This is a genomic window from Mycobacterium saskatchewanense (assembly GCF_010729105.1).
GTDB classification, from domain to species: domain Bacteria; phylum Actinomycetota; class Actinomycetes; order Mycobacteriales; family Mycobacteriaceae; genus Mycobacterium; species Mycobacterium saskatchewanense.
Window position 1 is genome coordinate 3,172,165 of the sequence record NZ_AP022573.1, and the last position, 17,033, is coordinate 3,189,197.

The following is a 17,033-nucleotide window of genomic DNA, read 5'->3' on the forward strand; positions in this document are numbered from 1 at the left end:
CGATACGGTGGATTCATGGCAACAGCGGCCGCACTGCCCGGGCGAATCACCGCATTCGTCCGCTGGGTGGTACGCACGCCCTGGCCGCTGTTTTCGCTGAGCATGCTGCAGGCCGACATCATCGGCGCCCTCTTCGTGCTGGGCTTCCTCCGCTATGCCTTGCCGCCGCAGGATCGCGTCCAGCTACAGGACCTGCCCGCGCTCAACCTGATGATCTTCGCCGGCTCCCTGATCGTCTTGTTCATCGCCGGTTGGCTGGTCAACCTCAAACTGCTGATGCCGGTGTTTCGCTGGCAGCGCCGCGACAATCTGCTCGCGGAGGCCGACCCGACCGATACCGAGCTCGCCCGCAGCCGCGCGTTGCGGATGCCGTTCTACCGCACGCTGACCAGCATGGTGGCCTGGTGCATCGGGGGGTCGGTCTTCATCATCGCGAGCTGGTCGGTGGCCCGGTACGCCGCGCCGGTCGTGGCGGTCGCCACCGGGCTGGGCGCGGCCGCGACCGCGATCATCGGCTACCTGCAGTCCGAACGGGTGCTGCGGCCCGTCGCCGTCGCCGCCCTGCGCAGCGGCGTACCGGAGAACGTGCAGGCGCCCGGCGTCATCCTGCGGCAGATGCTGACGTGGATGCTGTCCACCGCCGTGCCGGTGCTGGCGATCGTGCTGGCGGTGGTCGCCGACAAAGCCTCACTGTTGCACGCCACGCCCGAGAAGCTGTTCACCCCGATCCTGCTGCTGGCGATGGCGGCGTTGGGTATCGGTGGGGTCAGCACCCTGCTGGTCGCCATGTCGATCGCCGACCCCCTGCGTCAGCTCCGCTGGGCCCTGAGCGAGGTGCAGCGCGGCAACTACAACGCGCACATGCAGATCTACGACGCCAGCGAGCTGGGCCTGCTGCAGGCGGGGTTCAACGACATGGTGCGCGACCTGTCGGAGCGGCAGCGGCTGCGCGACCTGTTCGGCCGCTACGTCGGTGAGGACGTCGCCCGCCGGGCCCTGGAGCGGGGCACCGAGCTGGGCGGCCAGGAACGTGACGTCGCGGTGCTGTTCGTCGACCTGGTCGGCTCCACCAAGCTGGCCTCGACACGACCCCCCGCCGAGGTGGTCCACCTGTTGAACGAGTTCTTCCGGGTGGTGGTCGACACCGTGGGCAAGCACGGCGGGTTCGTCAACAAGTTCCAGGGCGACGCGGCGCTGGCGATCTTCGGGGCGCCGATCGAGCACCCCGACGCCTCCGGCGGGGCGCTCGCCGCCGCGCGCGAGCTGCACGACGAAATCCTGCCCGTGATCGGATCGGCTGAGTTCGGCATCGGGGTGTCGGCCGGCCGAGCCATCGCCGGCCACATCGGCGCGCAGGCCCGTTTCGAGTACACCGTGATCGGCGACCCGGTCAACGAGGCCGCGCGGCTGACCGAGCTGGCCAAACTCGAGCCCGGCCACGTGCTCGCGTCGGCGATCGCGGTCAGCGGCGCGCTGGACGCCGAGGCCCTGTGCTGGGACGTCGGTGAGGTCGTCGAATTGCGCGGCCGCACGGCGCCCACCCAGTTGGCCCGACCGGTGCATCTGGCCGGTGTCACGGATTCCCATCCGGTGCGAGCCCACCACGCCGATGTGGCCAGCGAGTCGATCGGCCCGGGTTTCTAGCGGCTAGCCCTTCTTGGCGGCCCGCTTGGCCGCCGATTTGGCCGGGGCCTTACGGACGGCCTTCTTGGCGGGCCGCTTCGCCGGGCCGCGGGCGCGCCGGTCGGCCAGCAGCTCGGCGGCGCGCTCGTCGGTGATCGACATGACGTCGTCGCCCTTGCGCAGGCTCGCGTTGGTCTCGCCGTCGGTGACGTACGGCCCGAATCGGCCGTCCTTGATCACCATCGGCTTGCCCGACGCCGGGTCGTTCCCGAGCTCGCGCAGCGGCGGCGCGGCGGCGCTCTGCCGACCACGCCGCTTGGGCTCGGCGTAGATCTTGAGCGCTTCCTCGAGCGTGATCTCGAAGATTTGGTCCTCGGTCGCCAGTGAACGAGAATCGTTGCCACGCTTCAGGTATGGCCCGTAGCGGCCGTTCTGTGCGGTGATCTCCTCGCCCGTCGCGGGGTCGACGCCCACCACGCGCGGCAGCGACAGCAGCTTGAGCGCGTCCTCGAGGGTGACGGTCTGCAGGTCCATGCTGCGCAGGAGCGAGCCGGTGCGAGGCTTCGGGCCGGTCGGCTTCTTGCCCTTCTTCGCCGGGGCACCGGAGCTGCCGTCGTCGTCATCGTCGGTCTTGGGCAGCACCTCGGTGACGTACGGCCCGTACCGCCCGTCCTTGGCGACGATTTCGTGCCCGGTCTCGGGATCCACGCCCAGGACGCGGCCCTCCTGCGGGGTGGCGAACAGCTCCTCGGCCACCTCGAGAGTCAACTCGTCGGGCGTCAGGGAGTCATTGAGGTTGGCTCGCTGCGGCGTGCGTTCGCCGTCGTCGCCGGTCACCATGCGTTCCAGGTATGGGCCGTTCTTGCCCACCCGCACATAGACGGGGCGGCCCTGCGCGTCGTCAAACAGCTTGATGGAGTTGACTTCCCGCGCGTCGATGCCCTCCAGGTTGACGCCCACCAGCTTCTTCAGCCCGCCGGAGCGGGCCACCGAGTCGGCCACGCCGTGGTCTCCGCCGAAGTAGAAGTTGTTGAGCCAGTTGGTCCGTTGCTCGTTGCCGGACGCGATGGCGTCGAGCTCGTCCTCCATGGCCGCGGTGAAGTCGTAGTCCACGAGGCGGCCGAAATGCTGTTCCAGCAGCCCGGTGACGGCGAACGCGACCCATGAGGGCACCAGGGCGCTGCCCTTCTTGTGGACGTAGCCGCGATCCTGGATGGTCTTGATGATCGACGAGTACGTCGACGGACGGCCGATGCCCAACTCCTCGAGCGCCTTGACCAACGACGCCTCGGTGTAGCGCGCCGGCGGGTTGGTGGCGTGCCCGTCCGGGGTGAGCTCGAGGGCCGCCAGCCGCTGCCCCTCCGTCAGCTGGGGCAGCCTGCTCTCGGCGTCGTCGGCCTCGCCGCCGGCCAGCTCGTCCACCGTCTCGACGTAGGCCTTCAAGAATCCGGCGAACGTGATGGTGCGCCCGCTCGCGGAGAATACGACATCTTGGTCCCCAGCCCGGCCCCCGATTCGCAGGCTGAGCGTGGTGCCCCGGGCGTCGGCCATCTGCGAGGCCACCGTGCGCTGCCAGATGAGCTCGTAGAGGCGGAACTCGTCGCCGTCCAGCTCGCGGCGCACCGCGTCCGGCGTGGCGAAGGCGTCACCGGCGGGCCGGATCGCCTCGTGGGCCTCCTGGGCATTTTTCACCTTGCGGGTGTACTGCCGCGGCGACGGGGACACGTACTCCGCGCCGTACAGCTGGCGCGCCTGGGTGCGCGCGGCGTTGATCGCCGACTCCGACAGCGTGGTCGAGTCGGTACGCATATAGGTGATGTAACCGTTCTCGTAGAGCCGCTGGGCGATGCTCATCGTCCGCTCGGAGGAGAAGCGCAGCTTGCGGCCCGCCTCCTGCTGCAGCGTCGACGTCATAAACGGCGCGTAGGGACGCCGGGTGTAGGGCTTCTCCTCCACCGACGCCACAGTCAGCTGTGCGCCCCGCAGGGCCGTGGCCAGCGCGGTCGCGCTCGCCTCGTCCAACACGGTCACCTCGTCGGCCTTGCGCAACTGCCCCAGGGAGTCGAAATCTCGTCCGGTGGCGACCCGGCGGCCGCCGACGCTGCTCAGCCGCGCGGCGAAGGTGGGCGGCGTGGCCTGCGGGTCGGACACGCTGGCGTCCAGCTGCGCGACGATGTCCCAATAGGACGCGCTGCGGAACGCCATGCGGTCGCGCTCGCGCTGAACGATGATCCGGGTGGCCACCGACTGCACGCGGCCCGCCGACAGCCGGGGCGCCACCTTCTTCCACAGGACCGGGCTGACCTCGTAGCCGTACAGCCGGTCCAGGATGCGGCGGGTCTCCTGCGCGTCGACCAGGTCGATGTCGAGGTCGCGGGGGTTTTCCGCGGCCTCCAGGATCGCGGGCTCGGTGATCTCGTGGAAAACCATCCGCTTGACCGGGATGTTCGGCTTGAGGGTCTGCAGCAGGTGCCACGCGATGGCCTCGCCCTCGCGGTCACCATCCGTCGCCAGGTAGAGCTCGTCGACGTCCTTGAGCAATCCCTTGAGCTCGGTGACGGTGCTCTTCTTCTCCGGGCTGATGATGTAGAGCGGCTCGAAATCGTGGTCGACGTCGACGCCCAGCCTGGCCCACGGCTCGGACTTGTACTTCGCGGGCACGTCGGCCGCGGCGCGGGGGAGGTCGCGGATGTGACCGCGCGAGGATTCCACGATGTAGCTGGAGCCGAGGTAACCCGCCAGTTTGCGCGCCTTGGTCGGCGACTCGACGATGACGAGTCTCCGACGGCTCCCATTTGGGCCGCTCGTGCGGTCCTTTACCTTCGGGTCAGCCAACTACGCTTACGCTCCATCTCTTGTCCGGCCCCCCTGTGAGACCGCCCTGCAGGAAGAATGACAGGCCGCCGTCGAAAATTCCGCGGAAATCTCAGGTACGACGGCGTTCCCTCGCCCTCGGGCACCTGACAATTTCGCACCCCTGGGCGGGCCGACGCAAACCGGATGCCGGAAACGCAGATCCTATCCGGCCGTCATACCCGGGGCCACATGGGCGCTGCGTCGGCGCCCGCCGGGGCGTCGCCCACGTTCTCTACCAGGCGCGACAGCCGGCGGCGGCCACTGATGCGAAGCGCCGGACGACCGCCGCGGGTGCCGATCAGCGTGGGCGCGATACCCACCCGCATCAAGGCGGACGCCAGCGGGGAATGGGTGTCGGGCGCGTGCGGGTCCAGTCCTAATAGATAGTGGTCGCCTTCGGGGGCGCCGGCCGCCAGCGTCCACGCCCGCAGCTCGCGCGGCCCGGGCAGCCAGCGCGTCGGCACCGTCTTGACCGCGCCGCGCGTCCATTCGGCGGCGATGTCGACCAACGAGGATTCCACCGCCGTCCGCACCAGTGGGGTGTCCTCGTCGGTGCGGCCGACCTCCGGGACCAGGCCCGCCTCGCGGATCATCTCGGCCAGCGCCGTGGCGCGCCACAGCTGGTCCACGACCACCGAGAGCCGCGCCCCCTGCCCGCCCCGGGCGCCGACCAGAACGATCTGGCCCGTGGCCGCCAGCACCCCGGAGAGATCGGCGACCGCGGGGGGCACCGACTCCGCCGTGAAGAAGGACAGCTGGCTCACGTCACCGACAGTAGGCCAGGTCGCGCGTCCGTGCCTTCAGGTAACCGGCGCGGCTTCGGCGCGAAACGAAAACCCCCCGGCGGGCCCGCTGGGCGGGCCGCACGGGGGGCGTCCGTGGAGTTCTTGCTCGTCTCAGACGGAGCGGACTCCGGTGGCCTGGGGCCCCTTAGGGCTGTGGCCGATCTCGAACTCGACCTTCTGGTTTTCTTCGAGGGTGCGGAAGCCCGAACCCTGGATCTCCGTGTAGTGGACAAAAACATCTGCGGAACCGTCTTCGGGGGCAATGAACCCGAAACCCTTCTCCGCGTTGAACCACTTCACAGTTCCCTGTGGCATCTCTCGATCTTTCCTTTTCTTCTGGGTGCGGGGCATCGCCTTTCGATGCCCCGGGCCTTTACGACCGCCATACCTCGCTCAGTCGCCGGAACTTCACCCGACCGATTAACCTCGCAGGAACCGCGGCCGCAACGTCGATCCTGCGAAAGTTTGACACGAACACAGAAGCTGCGACCGCAACCATCCAACCATGTTCGCCGCGTCGGCGACAGACTTGTGTGATGCGCTGATGTTAGGAGGATGTGAAGTTGGCGAGTTTCGGCAGCGACCTGCTCGCCGTCGCGCTCGCCGGTACCGCGACCGGTGAGCACCCGCTGCGCCACGTCGCCGAACTTCCCGCGCGCGGCGGCCGCCCGCACGGGTGGCCGGAATGGGCGGAGCCGGACGTGATTCGGGCCTTCGCCGACCGCGGCATCGGCTGCCCGTGGTCGCACCAGTCCGCGGCCGCGCAGCTGGCCCACGCCGGCCGCCATGTGGTGATCAGCACCGGCACCGCGTCGGGCAAGTCGCTCGCATATCAGCTCCCGGTTCTCAACGCCCTTGCCACGGATCCGCGGGCGCGGGTGCTTTACCTGTCGCCCACGAAAGCGCTCGGTCACGACCAGTTGCGCGCCGCGCACGCGCTCACCACCGCGATCCCACGGCTAAACGATCCTCGTTTTGCGGTCGCCCCCACCGCCTACGACGGTGACAGTCCCAGCGAGGTGCGCCGCTTCGCCCGTGAACGGTCCCGCTGGTTGTTCTCCAACCCCGACATGATCCACCTGTCGATGCTGCGCAACCACGCCCGCTGGGCGGTGTTCCTGCGCGGGCTGCGGTTCGTGGTGGTCGACGAATGCCATTACTACCGGGGCGTTTTCGGTTCCAACGTAGCGATGGTGTTGCGGCGCCTGTTGCGGTTGTGCGCGCGATATTCCGCCGCCCCGACCGTGGTCTTCGCCAGCGCCACAACGGATTCGCCGGGCGCGACGGCCGCCGAGCTGATCGGGTTCCCGGTCGAGGAGGTCGTCGAGGACGGCTCCCCGCAGGGCGCGCGGACGGTCGCGTTGTGGGAGCCCGCGCTGCGCGCCGACCTCACCGGGGAGAACGGCGCACCGGTGCGTCGCTCCGCCGGCGCGGAGGCGGCCCGCGTGATGGCCGACCTGATCGCCGAAGGAGCGCAGACGCTGACGTTCGTCCGGTCGCGCCGGGCCGCCGAACTCACCGCACTGGGCGCACAGGGACGGCTTGCCGACATCGCGCCGGACCTGTCGGACAAGGTGGCGTCGTACCGGGCCGGCTACCTCGCCGAGGACCGCACCGCGCTGGAGCGCGCGCTGGCCGAGGGCCGGTTGCGCGGCCTGGCCACCACGAACGCGCTGGAGCTCGGGGTCGACATCGCCGGCCTGGATGCCGTCGTGCTTGCCGGTTTCCCCGGAACGGTCGCCTCGTTCTGGCAGCAGGCCGGCCGGTCGGGCCGCCGCGGCCAGGGTGCGCTTGTCGTGCTGATCGCCCGCGACGACCCGCTGGACACCTATCTGGTGCACAACCCCGCCGCATTGCTGGGCAAGCCGGTCGAACGAGTGGTGATCGATCCCGCCAACCCCTACCTCCTCGGCCCCCAATTGCTATGCGCCGCAACAGAACTTCCCTTAGACGACGCCGAGGTACGCGATTTCGGCGCCACCGACGTGGCCGCGAGGCTGGTCGACGAGGGCCTGCTGCGGCGACGCAACGGCAAGTACTTCCCCGCGCCCGGGCTGCAACCGCATGCGGGTGTGGACATCCGGGGCTCGACGGGCGGGCAGGTCGTCATCGTCGAGGCCGACACCGGCCGGTTGCTGGGCAGCGCCGGCGTCGGCCAGGCGCCGGCCTGCATCCACCCGGGAGCCGTTTACCTGCACCAGGGCGACAGCTACGTCGTCGACTCGCTGGACCTGCAGGACCAGATCGCGTTCGTCCACGCCGAGGATCCCGGCTATGCGACGTTTGCGCGCGAGGTCACCGACGTCACCGTCACCGGCCCCGGCGAACGTGTGGCCTACGGACCGGTCACCCTCGGCCTGGTGCCGGTGACGGTCACCAACCAGGTGATCGGTTACCTCCGCCGCCGCCTCGACGGAGAGGTGATCGACTTCATCGAACTCGACATGCCGGCCAATACGCTGCCGACCACCGCCGTGATGTACACGATCACGCCGGAGGCTTTGTTGGACAACGGGATTGACATGCCACACATCCCGGGCTCGCTGCACGCCGCCGAGCACGCGGCGATCGGCCTGCTGCCGCTGGTGGCCAGCTGCGACCGGGGCGACATCGGCGGCCTGTCCACCGCCGTCGGGCCCGACGGGCTGCCCAGCGTCTTCGTCTACGACGGCCACCCGGGCGGCGCGGGGTTCGCGGAACGCGGCTTTCACCAGGCCCGCACCTGGTTGGGCGCAACAGCCGCGGCCATCGAGGCGTGCGAATGTCCGCGGGGCTGCCCGTCGTGCGTGCAGTCACCCAAATGCGGCAACGGCAACGACCCGCTGGACAAGGCCGGGGCGATCCGGGTGCTGCGCCTCGTGCTCGGGCAGCTGGGGCGCTGCGCGGGCTGACCGGCGCATACGCGCCCCGGTCAGTTGCAGGGCCCCGGATCGCGAGTCACGCCGACCGACCCCTCGACGGTCGACATCCACCGATCGCGGCCACGACAACTGCCCGGACCCACGCTCCCCCGCCGCCGAAGGAGCGCTCGCGTTTCGCTGCAGCGGGCGAACGGCCGGATCACGCGAGCCGTTCCCAGGCCCGTCCAATCCGGGCGTACGATCCAACTACTCAAAACGCATTGTTGATGATCGCGCTTGTCATCATCGCGCATTCGTGCGGTGTCTACGTGGATTTTGCTTCAGTCCGCCCGACTGAAAATTCCGAAATTCGGTTCCGCGCGAGCATGATTGGGCGTTTATATACTTGAGGGCACCAAATCCACACAAGATCCTTCTTAAGGCATGATCCCGTCATGCTGAGGCTTGGTTCGGTTTCGTGCGCGGGGCCGGACGTCGATCAGGTTGCCCTTGCTTATTCGGCACACGCCTATCGCCGTAAACTCGACGCCATGGCCCACGACTGGTTGCTCGTGGAGACGCTCGGGGGTGACCCCGCCGTAGTGGCGCAGGGGCGGCAACTGAAGAACCTCGTCCCGATCACCACGTTCATGCGCCGCAGCCCGCACCTCTCCGCGGTTCGCACGGCGATCGCGGAGACGGCGCAGACGAGCCAGAGCATGACCAGCATTACCCCGAAGCGCGATCGGGTCATCCGGACCGAACCGGTGGTGATGTCCGACGGTTACCTGCATGGGGTGCATGTGTGGACCGGCCCGGCCGACGACGAACCACCCGAGCGGCCCCTGCCCGGGCCGTTGAAGTGGGACCTGACCCTCGGGGTGGCCACGGACACCCGGGAATCGCTGGTCAACAGCGGCAAGAACCCCGAGGTCGAGGTGACCTTCGGCCGGGCTTTCGCGGAGGACCTCCCGTCGCGGGAGCTCAACCCGAACGAAACCAAGGTGCTGGCCATGGCGGTCAAGGCCAAGCCCGACCAGACGATCTGCAGCACATGGGATCTCACGGACTGGCGAGGAAATCCCATTCGCATCGGCTTCGTCGCGCGCACGGGCCTGGAACCGGGTCCGGACGGCAACGAACACTTGATCGCCCGGGCGATCAACTGGCGCGCCGAACTCAAGGGCCCGGCGGTGTCCACCGACGACCTGGCCCAGCGGATCCTCAGCGGACTCGCGCAGGCGGGGGTGCACCGCGCACTCGTCGACCTGAAGAACTGGAACCTCCTGAAGTGGCTCGACGAGCCGTGCCCCTTCTACGACTGGCGCGGCAGCAACGCCGAGCGGCCGTGGGTACATCCCTACGACGAGCACTTGATGTTCGCGATGGCAACGGAATTCGCCAACGGCGCCACCAGTCAGGTCCTGCGGATGCGCGGCCACGAGGTCGATTGGGTGCCGGTGCATGTCACGGTCAACAGGGTGGAGCTCGAACCCGACGTCTATGCGGGGCTGATCTCCCTGCGATTGCCCAGCGATGAGGAACTCGCCGCCGCCGGGCTGCCCAAGCCCCCGCGGGACGAGGCCTAACCCACCACCGGCAGCAGTCGCCGCGCGGCCACGGACAGCCGCTGCCCGCTCAGCTGCGGCCAGGCCTGCACCGCGCAGAACGGCGCGCACTGGTCCTGCGTTGAGCGGGTTCCGACGTGCACGCAACACTGCAGCAGCCGTTCCTCGATCATCGTCGACATGTCCATGAACGGCTTGACCGTGAGGCGGACCACCCGCTCGCCGAGCAGGCGCCTCAACCGGCTCCGCCGCCCGGGCAGCGCGCCGGAAGCCACCGTCAGCAACGTGCCGATGCCCAGGTCGCAGCTCTCGCAGATCATTTGCCACACCTCGGACATCTGCGGGTGCGACAGCGACGACTGCTCGGAGAGCAACCCCAGCAGCGATTCGCGGACGGCCAGCCGCAACTCGCGGGGAATGTCGCTGTCGGCGATCCGGTTGGCTACCAGGCCGAGCCGGTCCTTGAGGTTGTCGTGGCCGATCAGGCCGACCAGTGAGCGCCATTGCCCGCCGTCGTCGCGGAGTAGGTAACCGACCGAGCAGCAATGCGGGTGTGAACACGGCAGGGCGGTCAGATCCCGCCAGGTCACGAGTCCTCCGGTTTGCGGCCCCAGTCGCTTCAGCACACCTGTATGGGTGAGCCTGCGGGCGGCGTCGATGGATCCCGAACGGCCCGAACCGAATTGCGGCTGAATGCACACCCCGCCGACGTAGGGGGTGTCCAGGGCGAGCCTTACGATGTCCCCGAGCTCGCCGTCGTTGACGTCCAGCGCAGCCGTCATCACGAGGGTCGTGAAGACTTCCCGCTCGGACAGCCGCCGCAGCGCATCGCGCTTCGCGCGGCGCAGGTCGCCGCCGCGGTGATATCGGTGCGCGGCCTCCGACAACCCGTCGTACTGCAGGTAGACCTCGGCGCGTTCCCGATGTTCGGTGAGCAAGTCCAGCAGCCGGTCGTCCTGACCGATTCGTAACCCGTTGGTATTGAGCAGGATTCGTGTGATGGGCCGCGCGCTGAGCTCGACAAGCAGTTCGGCGAGCTGTGGGTGCAGGGTTGGTTCGCCGCCGCTGAGCATCAGCACGTCAAGGCGGCCGTTCTCGCGCGCGAGGCGCTGATCGACATTGGCCAGCACGTCGCGGACCGCGACGACGTTGCGCAACTCGGGCGAGGAGTCGGCGAAGCAGGTCGGACAGCGCAGGTTGCACGTCTCGGCGATGTCTTCCAACAGGATGCAGGTGTGTTGGGTCTGCATCTGCGGTAGGCCGCGCAGATACGCCGACGGAATGGGGTCGAAATTTCCGGCCACGTCCGGCGTGTGTGACTTGGTGGGTGCCGTCCACTCTTCAAGGTAGGCAAGGATTTCGGGATCTTCGTCATAGAGGGTTGCCACGCGCCCGTGCGTCCGGCAGCCGCGTTCCAGCCACACCTGCCCGTCGTCGCGCACCGCCAGCCAGCCGCTGAGCCGCTCGACGTCACGCAGCGGACGGTCGGGGTGCTGAGCGTGGCAGTGCGGGCAGAACGCGTTGACGTACCGGTGTATCCGGTCGCCGCGCAGGCCCATGCCGGTCATCGGTCGATGTGGTACAGCACGGGGTTGAGACCGGTGCAGATGCCGACGGTGAAGATCGACATCAGTGCCCAGCCGATCATCAGCCCCATCCCGATGCCCCTGCCCCACGCACCTTTCTTCGCGAACAGCAGTGCGCCGCCACCGGCAAACGCGATCAACGCCAGCGTGGCCGCACCGATCGCGAAGGCTGCCTTCGGTGCGATGACATTGGCGAGGCCGAACAACGTCATCGGGCCGACGATCGCATTGATTCCCAGGTAGAGGGCGACGCCGGCGACGGCCGCGCCGACGACCTCGCCGCCACTTGGCTTTTCGGGCGGGGGCCGCCAGTCGGGATATGGCTGGTTCATCCCGTAGGGATAGCCGGGCGGGGGCCAGTCCTCTGGCCGCCAGCCCGGCGGAGGCGGGGGCTCGGTCACGTCGCAACCTCGCGGCGGCGCACCATCGGGTCCAGCACCGGGTCGTAATATCCGAGTCGGTAGCCGCGGCGCAGCCGCCAGGCGATCAGGGCCAGCGACGGCAGTAGAAACCATTGCGGTCGCGTCAGGCCCAGCCAGACGGTCTCGTTGGCCCGCGCGAACTCGACGGCGAACCGGAACGCCGCGTAGGCCGCGACGTAAAGCACGAATAGCTCCCCCGGCTGCCGGATGCGATCGCGCAGCCACAGCAGCATGACGAAAGCGGCCAGCTGGAAGGCGATTTCGTAGAGGAACGACGGGTGCATGGCCGCGCCCGTGAGACATCCCGGACACTTCGGCGTCGTCGCCGGGGCGTGAACGCCCCAGGGGAGCCCGGTCGGGCGCCCGGGCGCCTCGGTGAGGTGACAGCCGATGCGGCCGATCGCCATCCCGAGGGCGACCGCGGGCGCGAACAGGTCGCCCGTCTTGCCGGTGTAGCCACCGACCCGCTTGGCGATCAGCACACCGGCATAGGCGCCGAGCAAGCCACCGAGGATGCTGCGCGAGCCGTATTCCCACGCCTGCAGCAGCGACGGGTTGAGCCGGACGTCGAGGTGTTGCGCCCACCCGGACAACCGCATGCCGATCGCGCCGCCGACGAGGGCGCCGGTGACGGCCACCAATGACTGGTCGTTGACGGCGCCGCGCCGACGTGCCTCGGCGATGAAAACGACCGCCGCGGCCAGCACCCCCAGGCCCACGAAGACCCCGTGCACCGGCAACACCAGCGGACCGATCCGCCACTGCGGAATCACGCCGCCAGACTATACGTCCGGGCCCGCCCGCGCGGCGGCGCGCGCCGCGCCGGCAAGTGGCACCCCCATCCGCACCGTGACGACGACGTCCAGCTCGTCCACCTCACACAGGGCGACGTCAGCCCGCATCGCGTGGGCCACCGCCGCGGCGCGGGCGCAGGCAGCCGCCGCTCCGGAAGGCAACCGGGCGGCGGCCGCCAACGCGGCCAGATCCGCGGCCGCCTGTGCGCGGTGCCGCGCAACCACGACACTCCCGAGGTACGCACCTGCACCGGTGACCAAGAGCAGGACGACCACCATCGCCGCCGCGACGATCGTGGCCGCTCCCCGATCATCGCCGCGGCTCCACCGCGGCCACCGCCTTCGCCGCGATGTCCAGCCGGGGTAACAACTTCGAGCGGGCGACCACCGTGGCGACAAGGAAGTCACCGTCGTGGTCCACGCGGATCCGGGCGCCGGCCGGCGCAGTGCCGCGGGCGGCTTCGAGCGCCGAGCGTTCGTCACCCCGCGCGGCCAGTCGGGCGGCCTCGCGCGCGGCGTCGACACACCGGACCTGCATCGACACGGCCGTGACGCCGGCCAGGCACAGCGCCAGGACCACAACCAGCGCGGCGATGGCCAACGCCGCCTCGACCGTGCCGGCTCCCGCACAGCCGGCTAGACCTTGGTGTTGAGCGCGCGGCCGATGATGTTGGTCAGCGCAGACACGATGGAATCGCCGGTGACCACCGTATAGAGGACCGCTCCGAAGGCGGCGGCCGCAATCGTGCCGATCGCGTACTCGACGGTGGACATGCCCGACTCGTCGGCGGCCAGGACCGCCACGCGGGCCAGCAGAGTCCGAAACCCGTTGATCATGAATGCCTTCCTTTCGATTCACAGCAACCCCGACTGCAGGACTTCGCCGGCCAGCCCGGCCACCACCGGCACGATGCCCAGGCACAGGAACGCCGGCAGAAAGCACAGTCCCAGCGGTCCGGCGATCAGCACGCCAGCCCGCTCGGCGGCCGCGGCCGCGGCGTGCGCGGCGTCGTGACGGGCCTGGTCGGCCAGCTCGGCGACCGCGCGCGCCAGCGCCGCCCCCGACGACGCGGACCGCCGCGCCAGTCGCAGCAGGGCATCGCTCTGGCCGTCAATCGCATCGGCCGGCCAATCCCGCGGAAGCGACCACGCGACGGCGGGATCGGCGCCCAACGCCAACAGGTCGGCGGCGCGGCGCAGCACCGCGGCCAGCGCCGGCGGCGCGGAGGACGCGGTCGCGGCCGCCGCGGTCGAGACGGCCATGCCTGCCTCCAGACACACCGCGAGCACATCGAGGCTGGAGGCAAAGGCCAGCGGATCGGCGTCGCGCGCCAGCTCGTTTCGACGTTTCTGCCGTGCACGGCGCGACCGCGCCCCAGCGCGCGCCCGCACCACCGACGGGCCCGGCCCGACGCACAAAGCCGCGGCCAGCAGCACGACCGCCACGGTCACGACGCCGGCCGATCGGTGAGACGGTCACACCACAGCAGCCCGAGACACGTCAGCATCGACCCGACCAGCAGCAGCCAGCCACCCGCCTCCCCGCCCAACAAGAAGGCGAGCGGCCGGGCACCGATCAGCTGGCCCAGCAGGACGCCCAAGGCCGGCAGCGCCGCCAGGATCGCCGCGGTGGCCCGCGCCCCCGCCATCCCCGACGACACCCGCGCCGAAAAGCGTTGCCGCTCGGCGATGTCCCGCTGTGCGGCCCGCATCAGGGTGGCTATCGCAAGCCCATGCTCGGCGGCCAGGCCCCAGCACACAGCGAGTCGGGTCCAGTGCGCGGCCAGCGCGGACGCTCGGGCCGCATCCTGGAGGCCGGCGGTGACGTCGGCGCCGAGCCGGGCCCGCGCGGCCACCGTCCGCAACGACACGGCGACCGGGCCGTCGGTCTCATCGGCGGCGACCGAAAACGCCCGCACCGGGTGGGCCCCCACGCGCAGCTCACCCACCAGCACGTCCAGGGCTCCCTCCAGTGCCCGGCCCTCGTCCGCGGCGCGCCGGAGCCGGAGGCGGCGCCGATACCGCAGGGCCGCGGTGGCGACCGCGACCGCCAGCGCCAGCAGCGCCGTCAACGGGAGCAGGATGGCGGCCAGGACGCCGAGAAGGGCGGTCAGCAAACCGACTTCGCGTGGGCTGAGCGCCGCACGCCGCCGTGAACGAATCCCGGGCGGTGCGAGCCGGCGCCGCGGCGACGACGGGTAGGCCACGAGCGCGAGCGCCAGCGGCAGGGCTGTCGCCCCGACGCCGTTCACGCCCGCATCCTGCTCTGCAGCACGCGATGCAGATCGGCGGCATCGTCCGTCATCCCACGGTCCGCGTGCCAGACCGTGACGGCACGCACTTGGCCCCGCTCCGGCCGCAGCACGGCGATCTCAGCGAGCCGGCGCCGGCCGGTCCGGTCCCGCGCGACGTGCAATACGGCCTGAACCGCGGCCGCGAGCTGACTGTGCAGCGACCCGCGATCGAGGCCGCCGAGCGCGCCCAGCGCCTCCAATCGGGTCGGGACCTCACCGGGGCTGTTGGCGTGCACGGTGCCCGCGCCGCCCTCGTGGCCGGTGTTCAGCGCGGCCAGCAGGTCGACCACCTCGGCGCCCCTCACCTCGCCGACGACGATGCGGTCGGGCCGCATTCGTAGCGCCTGCCGGACCAGCTGGCGCAGCGGCACTTCACCCACGCCTTCGACATTGGCGCACCGCGCGACCAGCTTGACCAGGTGCGGGTGCCGCGGCGCCAATTCGGCGGCGTCCTCGACGCACACGATGCGTTCGGTGGGTGGTACGGCGCCCAACATGGCGGCCAGCAGGGTCGTTTTTCCGGCCCCCGTCCCGCCGCACACCAGGAAGGCCAGCCGGGCGGTGATGATGCCGGCGATCAGGCCGGCCGCCTCGGGTGCGATCGCACCGGCCGCCGTCAGCGACGACAGGTCCTGGGTGGCGGGCCGCAGGATCCGCAGCGACAGGCAGGTACCCGCAACGGCCACCGGCGGCAACACCGCGTGCAGCCGCACCGCGAAGCCCGCGGCGCCTATCCCGCTCAGGTGGCCGTCCACCCACGGTTGGGCGTCGTCGAGGCGCCGGCCGGCCGCAACGGCCAGACGCTGCGCCAGGCGCCGCACCGCCGCCTCGTCGGCGAAACGAACATCGGTGCGGCGCAGGCCGTTTCCGTCATCCACCCAGACCGCGTCCGGCGCCGTGACCAACACGTCGGTGGTGCCGTCCGCGCAGAGCAGCGGCTCCAGGATGCCCGCCCCGGTCAGTTCCGTCTCGAGCACCCGAAGATTGGCGAGGATCTCGGTGTCGCCCAGCATGCCGCCGGACTCGGCGCGGATCGCCGCGGCCACGACGCCGGGGCGTGGCGGGGCACCCAGTAAGCCCGGTTCAGCCGCCAGCCGCTCGCGCACCCGCTCGATCAGTGATCCGCTCACGCCGCCCTGCCGTTTCGGCCCGCGCCGTTGGCCCGCGGCAGGACCGCTAGCACCCGTCGCGCCGCCGCGGCGGCCGGGGACCGCCGCCCCAACCGCAGGCCCCGACGTTCCAACTGGCCGGCCAGCTGCGGTTCGGCCCTCATCGAGGCAAGCAACGGAAGGCCGGTGATGTCGGCGACCTCCGTCGCCCGCAGCCCTCCCGGCGCCGGTCCCCGAATCACCAAGCCCAGGTTCGGATTAAGCGCGGCCAGCACCGGGGCCATCGCCCCGGTGGCCGCGCAGGCCCGCACGTCGCAGCGGCTGACCACCACGACAAGGTCGGCGGCGTCCAGCACGGCGTGCGTGGCGTCGCTGAGCCGACGGGCCAGGTCGCACACGACGGTGACTCCTCCGCGCCTGCCCGCATCCACTACGGCGTCCACGGGCGCTGGCTCGATGTCGTGCCCGCGCCGCGTGCCGGAGAGGACGCTGACTCCCCGATGCCGGGGCAGCGCGTCGCGCACGGCCGACCACGTGAGCCGGCCGCCCCGCAGCGCCAAGTCGGGCCACCGCAGACCCGGAGTGTTTTCGCCGCCCAACAACAGGTCGATGCCGCCGCCCCACGGGTCCAGGTCGACCAACAACGCGTCGGCGGCAGTCTGCGCCAGGGTGACCGCGAAAAGCGACGCGCCGGCCCCGCCGCATCCGCCCATCACCGCGATGACCTGCCCGCGCCGCGCGTCGCCGCGCGCCGATTCGGCGGCTTCGGCGAGCTCACGGATCAAGTCCCGTTCTTGGTGGGGAAGCCACAGCACGTGGTCCGCGCCAGCGGCAACGGCCGCTGCCCACGTCGACCCGGCTGGTTCAGCGGTGGTCAACACGCTGACGTGGGTGCGTCGCGGCAGGGCCGCCTCGCCACAGCGGCGCGCCGCCGACGCGTCGAGCACTACGGCCGAGGCGGCCGACCACGACTTCCGACTGAGCGCCGATGCACCGCCCGCGTGCACCACCCGGATGCCGACGGCGGCGGCGACGCGGTCCAGATCGTCGCGCAGTTCCGGATCCGCCAGCGCGGCCAGCACGCCCGCGGAATTCGCGGGTCCGGGGTCGCTGGCGCTGGTCACGCACTCACCCTGCGGGACCGACGGTTGGCACA

Annotated in this window: 16 protein-coding genes; 3 read left to right on the top strand and 13 right to left on the bottom strand. The window is 70.4% G+C overall.

Annotated elements, in window-relative coordinates; all coding sequences use genetic code 11:
* Positions 1–15: 15 nt before the first annotated feature.
* Entirely contained in the window at positions 16–1,644 is a 1,629-nt protein-coding gene (locus G6N56_RS14885) for an adenylate/guanylate cyclase domain-containing protein (protein WP_085255253.1), read from the top strand.
* Between the two features lie 3 nt (positions 1,645–1,647).
* Here the strand turns inward: G6N56_RS14885 and topA are convergent, their stop codons facing one another.
* The 3 genes from topA to cspA form a co-directional block, all read right to left on the bottom strand.
* Positions 1,648–4,458, bottom strand: coding sequence for a type I DNA topoisomerase (topA, locus tag G6N56_RS14890; RefSeq protein ID WP_085255252.1), 2,811 nt, complete (start codon positions 4,456–4,458; stop codon positions 1,648–1,650).
* A gap of 194 nt (positions 4,459–4,652) precedes the next feature.
* Complete coding sequence (locus G6N56_RS14895) at positions 4,653–5,243, bottom strand: hypothetical protein (protein ID WP_085255251.1); 591 nt, start codon at positions 5,241–5,243, stop codon at positions 4,653–4,655.
* A 132-nt stretch (positions 5,244–5,375) separates the two neighbouring features.
* Positions 5,376–5,579 carry a cold shock protein CspA gene (gene cspA / locus G6N56_RS14900; RefSeq protein WP_007166602.1) on the bottom strand — a complete coding sequence of 68 codons (204 nt, stop codon included), beginning with the start codon at positions 5,577–5,579 and terminating at the stop codon, positions 5,376–5,378.
* A gap of 248 nt (positions 5,580–5,827) precedes the next feature.
* Between cspA and G6N56_RS14905 the strand changes: the two genes are divergently transcribed.
* Both G6N56_RS14905 and G6N56_RS14910 read left to right on the top strand, forming a co-directional pair.
* Positions 5,828–8,155 carry a DEAD/DEAH box helicase gene (locus G6N56_RS14905; protein ID WP_085255399.1) on the top strand — a complete coding sequence of 776 codons (2,328 nt, stop codon included), beginning with the start codon at positions 5,828–5,830 and terminating at the stop codon, positions 8,153–8,155.
* A 500-nt stretch (positions 8,156–8,655) separates the two neighbouring features.
* Positions 8,656–9,693 carry a PAS domain-containing protein gene (locus G6N56_RS14910; protein WP_085255250.1) on the top strand — a complete coding sequence of 346 codons (1,038 nt, stop codon included), beginning with the start codon at positions 8,656–8,658 and terminating at the stop codon, positions 9,691–9,693.
* Here the strand turns inward: G6N56_RS14910 and G6N56_RS14915 are convergent.
* From G6N56_RS14915 to ssd, 10 genes are read right to left on the bottom strand one after another with little or no spacing between them, the layout of a single operon-like run.
* Positions 9,690–11,231 (bottom strand): radical SAM protein, encoded by a 1,542-nt coding sequence (locus G6N56_RS14915; protein WP_085255398.1) that lies wholly within the window; start codon positions 11,229–11,231, stop codon positions 9,690–9,692. The genes G6N56_RS14910 and G6N56_RS14915 overlap by 4 nt on opposite strands.
* Positions 11,232–11,236: 5 nt before the next feature.
* Entirely contained in the window at positions 11,237–11,659 is a 423-nt protein-coding gene (locus G6N56_RS14920) for a hypothetical protein (protein WP_142280542.1), read from the bottom strand.
* Entirely contained in the window at positions 11,656–12,453 is a 798-nt protein-coding gene (locus G6N56_RS14925; RefSeq protein ID WP_085255248.1) for a prolipoprotein diacylglyceryl transferase, read from the bottom strand. Before G6N56_RS14925 ends, G6N56_RS14920 begins: the two co-directional genes overlap by 4 nt.
* A 9-nt stretch (positions 12,454–12,462) precedes the next feature.
* Positions 12,463–12,873, bottom strand: coding sequence for an Rv3654c family TadE-like protein (locus G6N56_RS14930; RefSeq protein WP_264020546.1), 411 nt, complete (start codon positions 12,871–12,873; stop codon positions 12,463–12,465).
* Positions 12,785–13,075, bottom strand: coding sequence for a TadE family type IV pilus minor pilin (locus tag G6N56_RS14935; protein WP_085255247.1), 291 nt, complete (start codon positions 13,073–13,075; stop codon positions 12,785–12,787). The genes G6N56_RS14930 and G6N56_RS14935 overlap by 89 nt, the downstream gene beginning before the upstream one ends.
* Positions 13,076–13,110: 35 nt before the next feature.
* A complete protein-coding gene (locus G6N56_RS14940) occupies positions 13,111–13,311 on the bottom strand; it encodes a DUF4244 domain-containing protein (RefSeq protein WP_085255246.1) in 201 nt (66 codons plus the stop codon).
* A gap of 18 nt (positions 13,312–13,329) precedes the next feature.
* Complete coding sequence (locus G6N56_RS14945; RefSeq protein WP_180150335.1) at positions 13,330–13,926, bottom strand: type II secretion system F family protein; 597 nt, start codon at positions 13,924–13,926, stop codon at positions 13,330–13,332.
* Complete coding sequence (locus G6N56_RS14950) at positions 13,923–14,726, bottom strand: type II secretion system F family protein (protein WP_085255245.1); 804 nt, start codon at positions 14,724–14,726, stop codon at positions 13,923–13,925. The genes G6N56_RS14945 and G6N56_RS14950 overlap by 4 nt, the downstream gene beginning before the upstream one ends.
* A complete protein-coding gene (locus G6N56_RS14955) occupies positions 14,723–15,898 on the bottom strand; it encodes a TadA family conjugal transfer-associated ATPase (protein ID WP_085255244.1) in 1,176 nt (391 codons plus the stop codon). Before G6N56_RS14955 ends, G6N56_RS14950 begins: the two co-directional genes overlap by 4 nt.
* The gene (gene ssd, locus G6N56_RS14960; protein WP_085255395.1) at positions 15,895–16,959 is read right to left on the bottom strand and encodes a septum site-determining protein Ssd; all 1,065 of its coding nucleotides are present in this window, start codon (positions 16,957–16,959) and stop codon (positions 15,895–15,897) included. The genes G6N56_RS14955 and ssd overlap by 4 nt, the downstream gene beginning before the upstream one ends.
* Positions 16,960–17,033: the final 74 nt, after the last annotated feature.